General features: G+C 70.2%; 8 protein-coding genes. All 8 read right to left on the minus strand.

Annotation, left to right across the window (positions count from 1 at the left end; all coding sequences use genetic code 11):
* On the minus strand, positions 1 to 831 hold an 831-nt coding region (locus Q0L15_RS08325; protein ID WP_296603576.1), incomplete at its 3' end, for an endonuclease/exonuclease/phosphatase family protein.
* A 113-nt stretch (positions 832 to 944) separates the two neighbouring features.
* The gene (locus tag Q0L15_RS08330) at positions 945 to 2,141 is read right to left on the minus strand and encodes an acyl-CoA dehydrogenase family protein (protein ID WP_296603577.1); all 1,197 of its coding nucleotides are present in this window, start codon (positions 2,139 to 2,141) and stop codon (positions 945 to 947) included.
* Between the two features lie 42 nt (positions 2,142 to 2,183).
* Positions 2,184 to 3,227 (minus strand): hypothetical protein, encoded by a 1,044-nt coding sequence (locus Q0L15_RS08335; protein WP_296603579.1) that lies wholly within the window; start codon positions 3,225 to 3,227, stop codon positions 2,184 to 2,186.
* Positions 3,220 to 4,587 carry a phospholipase D-like domain-containing protein gene (locus Q0L15_RS08340; protein WP_296603580.1) on the minus strand — a complete coding sequence of 456 codons (1,368 nt, stop codon included), beginning with the start codon at positions 4,585 to 4,587 and terminating at the stop codon, positions 3,220 to 3,222. Before Q0L15_RS08340 ends, Q0L15_RS08335 begins: the two co-directional genes overlap by 8 nt.
* Before the next feature lie 66 nt (positions 4,588 to 4,653).
* Positions 4,654 to 5,712, minus strand: a complete 1,059-nt coding sequence (locus tag Q0L15_RS08345; RefSeq protein WP_296603582.1) for a hypothetical protein — start codon at positions 5,710 to 5,712, stop codon at positions 4,654 to 4,656.
* Between the two features lie 5 nt (positions 5,713 to 5,717).
* Entirely contained in the window at positions 5,718 to 5,942 is a 225-nt protein-coding gene (locus Q0L15_RS08350; RefSeq protein ID WP_296603583.1) for a DUF6752 domain-containing protein, read from the minus strand.
* 25 nt (positions 5,943 to 5,967) lie between these two features.
* Positions 5,968 to 7,560 (minus strand): methyltransferase domain-containing protein, encoded by a 1,593-nt coding sequence (locus Q0L15_RS08355; protein ID WP_296603585.1) that lies wholly within the window; start codon positions 7,558 to 7,560, stop codon positions 5,968 to 5,970.
* A 66-nt stretch (positions 7,561 to 7,626) separates the two neighbouring features.
* The coding region (locus Q0L15_RS08360) for a phospholipase D family protein (protein WP_296603586.1) at positions 7,627 to 8,264 on the minus strand (638 nt) is incomplete at its 5' end.

Consider the following 8,264-nt stretch of genomic DNA (forward strand, 5'->3'; position numbering starts at 1 on the left):
CGAGCCGAAGATCCAGTCGATGTACGTCGGGCGCGCCGGCGCGCAGGCACCGTTGGCGTTGGAGCCGCCGTTCGCCGCGACCATGTCGGTCCCCGAGGTGACGCGGCAGAAGTAGATGTCGCGCTCGTTCATGTCGCCGGTGACGTAGACCGGCAGCCCGCTCTCGGCGCGCAACCGGTTGACCAGCGCGATCTCGATGTCGGTGGCCTGCTTGCGCCACTTCGCGGCCGGGCCGCGCGCGTTCGCCGGGTTGTGGAAGGAGGAGAAGTAGGCCTGCTGACCCGACTGGAGGTTGCGCAGCAGCACGACGGGCATCCGCAGGACCGTCCCGTGGAAGTAGGGGATCTTCACCCAGCTGGCGCTGACGAGCTCCCACTCGTCGACCTTCCACGCGACCGAGTTGCGCATGCCCTTCTTGCCCCAGAGCAGGGCCGGGTACGTCGCGTACGAACCCGCCGACTCGTCGAGGAAGGCGAGGTACTGCGGGTACTGGAACTCCTGCAGCCCGACGACGTCCACGCCCTGGGTCATCAGCTCCTGGGTGAGCCACCGCATCCGCGTGGGACCGGGAGCCCAGCCCTTCTTGTTGCCTCCGGGCTCGGTGTGGTCGGCCCCGAGGACGTTCAGCGAGCTGATCGTGAACTGGGTGGCCACGCCGGGCGTCGGGGTGCTCGTCGGGCTCGGCGGCAGGTTCCCGTCGGCGAGGCGGGCGGCCTCGCCGCCGTCACCCGTCCCGCCGGCGACGCGGAGCACCACCGCCCCGAGCACCATGCCCAGCAGCAGTGCGGCGACGAGGGCAGCACGAGATCGAGAACGCGGGTCGGACAGCATCGGATCCTCCGGGGAAGGTGAGGCGACGGAAGCACTCTAACGTCACTTCTGTCACACCTGCCCCATTGGCGATGCTCCGCGCGTCCGACGCCGCGCGTTCGACGACCTGAGGGTCAGCCCTTGAGCTGGTAGTCCTTGAGCAGGGCGCGGCCGATGATCATCTTCTGGATGTCCGAGGTGCCCTCACCGATGAGCATGAAGGCCGCCTCGCGGTAGAGGCGCTCGATCTCGTACTCCTTGGAGTAGCCGTAGCCGCCGTGGATCCGGAAGGAGTCCTGGACGACCTCGTTGCAGTACTCGGCGGCGAGCATCTTGGCCATGCCGGCCTCGACGTCGTTGCGCTCGCCGCGGTCCTTGAGGCGGGCGGCCTTGACCATCATCGCGTGCGCGGTCTCGACCTTGGTCGCCATCTCGGCGAGCCGGAACAGGATCGCCTGGTGCTGCGCGATCGGCTTGCCGAAGGTCTCGCGCTGCTGGGCGTAGGCGATCGCGAGCTCGAAGGCCCGGTTGGCGATCCCGACCGCCCGCGCGGCGACGTTGACGCGGCCGACCTCGACGCCGTCCATCATCTGGTAGAAGCCCTGGCCCGTGGCGCCGCCGAGCACCTGGTCGGCGGAGACCCGGTGGCCCTCGAAGACGGCCTCGGTCGTCTCGACGCCCTTGTAGCCCATCTTGTCGAGCTTGCCCGGGATCGTCAGGCCGGGCGCGGTCTCGCCGAAGCCGGGCTCCTTCTCCACCAGGAACGTCGTCATGTTCTTGTAGACCGAGTCGGACCCCTCATCGGTCTTGGCGAGCACCGCGACCAGGTTGGAGGTGCCGCCGTTGGTCAGCCACATCTTCTGGCCGTCGATGCGGTAGCCGTCACCGTCCTGGGTGGCCTTGGTCTTGACCGCGGCGACGTCGGAGCCGAGCCCGGGCTCGGACATCGAGAACGCGCCCCGGACGTCGCCGGTCGCCATCCGCGGCAGGTACTTCTTCTTCTGCTCCTCGGTGCCGTGCTTCATCAGCATGTAGGCCACGATGAAGTGGGTGTTGATCACGCCCGAGACGCTCATCCAGCCGCGCGCGATCTCCTCCACGCACAGCGCGTAGGTCAGCAGCGACTCGCCGAGGCCGTCGTACTCCTCGGGGATCGTCAGGCCGAAGATCCCGAGCTCCTTGAGCCCGTCGACGATCTCCTGGGGGTACTCGTCGGCGTGCTCCAGCTCGGTCGCGACCGGGAGGATCTTCTCCTCGACGTAGGTCCGCACCGCCTTGATGATCTCGGTCTGGTCCTCGGTCAGTCCCTCGGTCTCACACAGGCGGCCCATGGCGTCTCCTCGATCTGCGACTGGTCGTAACTCGCGGGTAACCTACTTCTTCTTACCCGTCTTGGCCCATGTGAGATCACGCACCGCGTGAGAAAGGCCACGCACCGCCGCCTCGAGCTGCTGCTCCATGGAGACATCGGCAGGCTGGACGCCGGGGACGGGGTAGGACGTGAGCTCGGCCAGGTCCCCCACGACCGGACAGCCCAGCTGGCGCAACGCGGCGATCTCCCGCTCCGAGCGCGCGTAGACCCAGGGCTCGTCGAGCCCGAGCACGGGCTCGTCGCGCCGGTGGCGGGCCATGCCCTTCTTGGCGAGCACCCGCTTCACCTTCTGGTGGTAGGCGGTGCGCTTCAGCGGGTCGGCGTGCAGCTCCTCGTTGAGGCGGCGCAGCACGAGCGTGGAGGCCAGCCCGAGGGAGGGGTTGGCAGCGACCTCGACGCTGCACGAGTCCGGATCGATGCCGACCACGCCGCAGTAGCGCTCCCACAGCAGGCCAGGCGGTGCTCCCTTGGGCGGTGCCGTCACGAGGACGACGTTCTCGGTGCCGACGACCCCGGCCCACCGGCGCGCCATCGTGGCGAGCCCCTGGTGGCGCCAGAAGGAGTCGGCGAGGGCCGAGTCCGGGCGCTCCTCCCGGACGGCGAGGAGGTAGTCCTCCCACGTCGCCCTACCGCCGTTCTGCACGGACTCCTGCCACATGCTGGGGATCGAGCGGGCCAGGTCGCGCACGGTCATCACGACCGTGACCGGTGCGTCGCCGAGCGAGCCGATGATCTGCTCGATCTTGGGCACCCGGCGAGCACCGAAGAACTCGACCGAGAACAGCGCGGTGCCGGGCCAGGCCTCGATCTCGCGGACCAGACGCACCCAGGGTCCGTCGTCACTGATCTCGGGCTGCTTCTTGCCACCGCGCTCGATGACGTCCTGGGCCGCCTTGATCTGGTCGCGCCAGGTTCGGCCCACGAAGCTGATGCCCTGCTCGCGCAGCGCCTCACGGTTGTTCGAGACGACGTTCTGCAGGAACGTCGTCCCCGACTTCATCGTCCCGATGTGCAGGACCACGCGTTCGGCCACGTGATCAGTCACCCTCCCAGTGACGGCCCGAGAACCGCAGGGCCTCGGTGGTCGTCGATCGCCGAGCGCTCGACTGCGGGTAGGTGGTGCAGACAGGTGGCGTGGGCGTGAACGTCGGACCCGGGCTGTCGCCGACCGGTCGGGACCGGTTGTTCCAGATGAACTCGAAGTTGCGGTTCCACTGGTTCACGAGGTGGCTGCCGTTGGCGCGCAGGATCATCTCGTCCCCGACCAGGCCGGAGTGGGTGTAGTTGCTCGAGCCCGTGAACACCATGGACGCGGACCGGTCGTCGCCGTAGTGCCCGGAGATCGTCAGGTACTTCTGGTGGCTGTACATGTCGACCTCCTGCAGCTCGTCGCAGTCGGTGTTGTAGCTGTCGGAGTGCTGCGGCACGGTGCCCCGCGGGGTGCGCATCGCGAGCGTCCGCTTCATCTGGGTGCCGCCGAGGGCGTACAGCAGCTTCACGTCGCAACCCTGCGCGTACAGGTTGCGGAGCCGGCGCGCGATCCACGTGCCCCGGTCGCCGTTCCAGGCGTGCATCGAGACACGGATCTTGGTGCGTCCAGCGGTCCCGGTGCCGCCCGCGGCGCCCTGGCACTCGATCGGCCGCAGGATCTGCATGATCGGGTCGTTCTGCTCGGTGGTGCGCGGGTGGGGCATCACCCAGAGCTTGAAGACCCCCAGGTCGCTCACCTGGTAGAGCGGCTTGGCCGTCTTGTCCCGCTTCAGCTCGCGGAACAGGTCGAAGAGCCGCTCGTAGAGGGCGGGCACGTTGTTCTTGATCAGCAGGTCGTTGAACTGGTGGTTGACCGCGTTGCCCGTCAGGTTGTGCGAGCCCGTCATCACCACGTCGGTCGCGCCGCCGGTGTGCTCGAAGAGGTAGATCTTGTCGTGCAGCACGCCCTGCTCGCTGCGGCAGCCGGTCTTGCAGGTGTAGTCCCAGCTCTTCTTGCCGCGGTTGGTGCCGAGCGCCTTCTTGAGCATCTTCATGGCCGGCGTGTACATGTGGTCGTTGTGCAGCACCTGCACCCGCACGCCGCGGTCGTGGGCCCGGATGAGCGCCTTGGCGACGTTGACCCGGTCGAAGGAGTAGACCGCGATCCGGATGTAGGAGCCCTTGCGGGCGTGGTTGATCGCCGCGACGATCTGGCGCTCGATGCGGTACTTGGCCTCCGCGTCGCCCCAAGGGTCGTTGAACCAGCCGCCCGTGGTCGGCTTCCACCGGCCTCCGGCGGTGCCGTCGTCAGTGCGCGCGGGCGCTGTGGTCGCGCTCGCGGCGGCCGCCTGAGCCACCGACGCCTGACCTGGTGCTGCCAGCAGCGACAACGCCACCGCGGCGGCGCCGAGCAGCGCACAGACCTTCGACCTCACACCCACACCCCTTGCTTCCACACCGACGAGAGGCCGTCGCGTGCCGGCACCAGGCCGCGCAACCGATCACGTGGTGGGTGCGGTCCCCGCCGTACGACGCTCACGGCGCCCCGTCGCGCCCCCGGACAACTCACGAACGTCGGCGAGCATAACAGCGACGAGGCTGCCGGCAGCATCGACCAGCTCGGCCTCCGTGACGCTCTCCACCGACCGTTGGACCGGCATCTCGTCGGGCACCAGGAGCGTCTCGACGTCGCCGACGACGTGGAATCCGCGGCGCCGGATGAGCCGCACCGCGCGCTCGGAGCGCTCCCGGCACTCGGCGAGCAGCGCCTCGTCGAGCCCGAAGGACTCCCCCGGCTGTCCGGCGAGGTGCCCCTCGGCGAGGTAGCCACGGATCCACCGTCCGCGGTCGGTCGGGCCCTTGAACCCGTCGAGGTGCTCGTTGACCCGGCGGAGCAGCTCGACCTGCACGACGCCGAGGGACTGGTTGGCGGGGCGCTCGGGCAGCGGGTACTGCGAGCCGAGGCCGACCACAGCGGCGAAGTTGCGCCAGTGCAGGTCGGGAGGCGATCCCTTGGGAGGCATCGGGAGCACGTGCACCTGCTCGGGCGGCAGGCTCGCCCCCCATCGCTTGAGCACCCCGTGGAGGTCCCAGGTGCGCCAGCTGAACTCCGAGCCCGGTCCCGACTTGTGCGGGATCTCGCCGAGCCGCTGGGTGCCGCCGTTCTTGACCATCTCCTGCCACCCCGCGGTGAGCATGCCGGCGGCGTGGCGGGCGGTCACGACGACGTGCACCTCCGCGGGAGCCAGGTCGGCGATGACCCGCTCGGCCTGCTCACGCGAGGCGCCGCAGAAGAACTCGTGGGTGACCAGGCCGGTGCCGCCCGCCTTGGCGAGCTCGTCGCGCAGCCGCCCCCAGGCGCCGCGCGCACGGGGCCCACGCCGCTCGAGGTTCTTGCGGTCCTGGGCGTCCAGCGCCGCCCAGAGGTGCTCCCGGTGCCCGGCGCCCGGCAGCAGCACCCCGTCGCGGCGGACCTGGTCGCGGTTGTCCCACAAGACGCCCTGGAGGTACGTCGTGCCGGTCTTGGGCAGACCGATGTGGAGGAAGACCCGGTCGGCCACGCGTCTCAGATGCTCTCGTGGTACTTCGCGAGGACCGCGCGCACCTCGGCCTCGTCGGCCCGGGCCAGCGGGACCAGCAGGTCGGTGACCATGTCGGTCAGCTCGGCCAGCCGCAGGTTCAGCTGGCGGCACTCCTGCACCTCGGCCTCGAGCACCGCGACCCGCCGACGCAGGTCGTGGGTCGCAGGGGCGCGGAACCGCGCGGCCACGCTCTTCATCCGGTCCTTCATCGCCCCATCCATCCTTGGCCCGTCCTCATTCCGACGCTCGTTCCCAGGTGGCCACCATCCGGCAGATCTTCGCCGGCGCCCCGCCGTCGCGGCTGGTGCCGGGAAGGCGCACCGCCTCGCGCTCGACGATAGTGGCACCCAGCGCCTTGAGCTCGCGTGCCACCGCCCCGGGCTTGCGCACCCGGGCCCGCTGCTGCCGCGCGAGGCGACCGTCGCCGCGCTGCACGAGGAACTCGACGTACAGCCGGCCACCGTCGTGCAGCATCATCCGCGCCGCGGCCCAGGCGTGCTTGCGAGCGCGGGCGTTCACGTGGTCCACGAGGTGGCGCGCCATCACGACCCGCGGCCCGGGCTCGACCCCGACCAGCGCGGCCGTCGCGAGCGTGGAGCGCAGCTCGAGCAGGTTGCACTCGAGGAATCGGGCGTCCAGCCCCTCGGTCGCGGCCTGCTCCTCGGCGCGCTCGAAGCCGCGACGCACGAAGTCCAGGCCGGTGACGGGCGTTCCGCGGCGAGCGAGCCACAGGACGTCGGTGCCGGTGCCGCAGCCCAGGTCGACCAACGGCGTCGCGGGGTCCTCCCGCTCCGCGACCCAGCGCGCCAGGTCCGAGGGGGTGTCCGAGGGCCCCGGACGCTTGGAGTAGACCCGGTCCCACAGCGGCCGGCGCACCCGGATGCCGCGGAACCACCCGTCGAAGCGGCGATGGGTCGACCGCGGCGTCGCGAAGTGGAACGCCGGGTCGGGCACCCGCCACGAGCGGCCGTACGTCGCGGTCAGGAAGCGGTCGGTGTCCGCGGGGACCGGGAACGACCGGCCCTCGAGCGTCGCGGTCCCCAGGGGCGTGACCCAGGAACGCTTGAACGGCGTGCGGATCTCGCCCATCAGGTGGAGGTGGCCGTCGCGCATGAAACCGCCGAACACGTCCAGGCCACGCACGACGCCGTCGCTCTCGACGACGTCGACCTTGAAGGCCAGGGCGGAGTAGCGGGTGATGGTGTAGCCGGCGTTCGTGAGGGCGCGCTGGACCCGGAAGGACTCGCGGATCGCGTCGGCGGGGTGCTCGTGCTTGCTGACGTAGCCGAGGTCCGCGTCGCTGTCGTGGCCGATCAGGTGCCCGTTGCGCACCGCGCCGAGGAGGGTGCCGTAGGCCAGGAAGGGCTCGAGCCCGGCGTCCTGGAGACCGCGGAGCACACGGTCGATCGCGTCGAGGAGCGGCCGGACGTTCTCCTCGCTGCGGCTGTCGAAGGTCTGCACCAGGCGCAGCGACTTGTCCAGGCTCAACGGCTGGCCGGCGGCGTTGACGACCGCGATGCGGCTCGTGCTGCCCCCGAGCGCGACCTCCTCGTCGAACACGACCTGCTGGGTCTCGTGGACCGTCAGGGTGAGCCGGGTGGTTCCCGTGAGGAAGCGGTGCAGGCTGCCGGGCCAGGGGACCAGCCAGGTGGCTCCCCCGACACCGCCGTCCGAGCGGGTGCCGTCGCGGTGCAGCCAGAACGAGTAGATCCGGCGCCCGTCGAAGGCCACGTCGAGGATCACCTCACGCCGGCAGCGGGCGCGGATGCCCTCCTCGTCGACCGAGACGGACGACACCTGGCCGAGCCGGGACAGCGGGCTCCTCACGGGCGTCGTGCTCCTGCGGTCGAGGACATGCGGACGGGTGATCGTATCCCGCGGGGCGTCACAGCATCATGCGTGGTCCCACATCCACAAGAAGCGGTCGACGTAGCGCTGCGCCTCCGCCTCGTCGTCGATCCGCACGATGAGGTCGTCGCGGTTGGCGGCCCGGTCGCTCCAGTTCTGCGAGCCGGTCCAGGCGCGCACCGTGTCGAGCTCGTCGCCGAACGCGCCGTCGACCATCATCACCTTCTGGTGGGTGCGGATGCCCTTGTTCTCGCCCTGGCGCAGCTCGACGCCGTTGTTCTGCAGGATCGAGCGCACCGCCGCACCGAAGCCCGTGCCGTAGAACACCCGGACGTCGCACCCCTGGGAGCGCAGGCCGACCACCTGGCGGGCGATCGCCTTGCCGCGCTCCTCGTTCCAGGCGTGGGTGTTGATGTAGAGCGCCGTCGGCACGACCTCATCGGGCGTGGGGCTCTCGGGGTCGAGCTCGCCCATCGTGACCTGGCACCGGATCCGCGACAGCGCCTCGACGATCGGGTCGGGCACCGTCTTCAGGTCGACCGGGGTCATCCGGATGTCCGCGGTGGCGGTCGCCTTGCGGAGGTACGGCGTGGTCACCGGCTCGTCGTCCTTGAGCTGGCCGAACCAGCGCCCGAACGCCCGGAAGTACGCCCGGTCGTCGACGCGGGTGTAGAGGTCGTTCC

It is taken from the genome of Nocardioides sp. (genome assembly GCF_024509035.1).
GTDB lineage: Bacteria > Actinomycetota > Actinomycetes > Propionibacteriales > Nocardioidaceae > Nocardioides.

Coding starts and splice junctions, on each gene's coding strand:
- Q0L15_RS08330 (WP_296603577.1), bottom strand. CDS start 2,141: ATGGGCCGCCTGTGTGAGACCGAGGGACTGACCGAGGACCAGACCGAG.
- Q0L15_RS08350 (WP_296603583.1), bottom strand. CDS start 5,942: ATGAAGGACCGGATGAAGAGCGTGGCCGCGCGGTTCCGCGCCCCTGCG.